This window comes from Ruegeria sp. N8 (assembly GCF_056531325.1).
This window is the reverse complement of the sequence record NZ_JBQFLQ010000033.1, coordinates 1-641: the sequence shown is the minus strand read 5'-3', so window position 1 is coordinate 641 and position 641 is coordinate 1. Positions and strand designations below refer to the sequence as shown.

Here is a 641-nt window from a genome sequence, read left to right as displayed (position 1 = left end):
GGGGCCTGTGTGGGCCAGGTGGGCAAGTTCATCTGCATCGGCCTGAACTATGCCGACCACGCCGCCGAAAGCGGCATGGAGCTGCCCGCCGAACCAGTCATCTTCTTCAAAGCCACATCCGCCATCATCGGTCCCAATGACACGGTCGAAATCCCCCGCAACTCGGTCAAAAGCGACTGGGAGGTCGAGCTGGGCGTGGTGATCGGGAAAGAGGCGAAATACGTCTCGGAAGAGGACGCGCTGGATCATGTCGCGGGCTATTGCGTAGTCAATGATCTGTCCGAGCGAGACTTTCAGCTGCACCGCTCGGGTCAGTGGGTCAAGGGCAAGTCTGCCGACACGTTTGGCCCAATCGGCCCCTGGCTGGTTACGCGCGATGAGGTGCCGGATCCACAAAACCTGCCGATGTATCTTGAGGTCAACGGGCATCGCTATCAGGACGGCTCGACCAAGACGATGCATTTCGGCGTTGCCACGGTGATCTCGCACCTGTCGCAATTCATGTCGCTGCAGCCGGGGGATGTGATCTCGACGGGGACGCCTCCGGGTGTTGGGATGGGACAGAACCCGCAAACCTATCTGAAGCCCGGCGACAAGATGGAGTTGGGGATCGAAGGACTGGGCGTGCAACGGCAGGATGT

The 641-nt window shown here is 60.4% G+C and carries 1 protein-coding gene; it reads left to right on the top strand.

What is annotated here, in order from left to right; translation table 11 throughout:
- The coding region (locus tag ACR0C5_RS19695; RefSeq protein WP_480878640.1) for a fumarylacetoacetate hydrolase family protein at window positions 1–641 on the top strand (641 nt) is incomplete at both ends.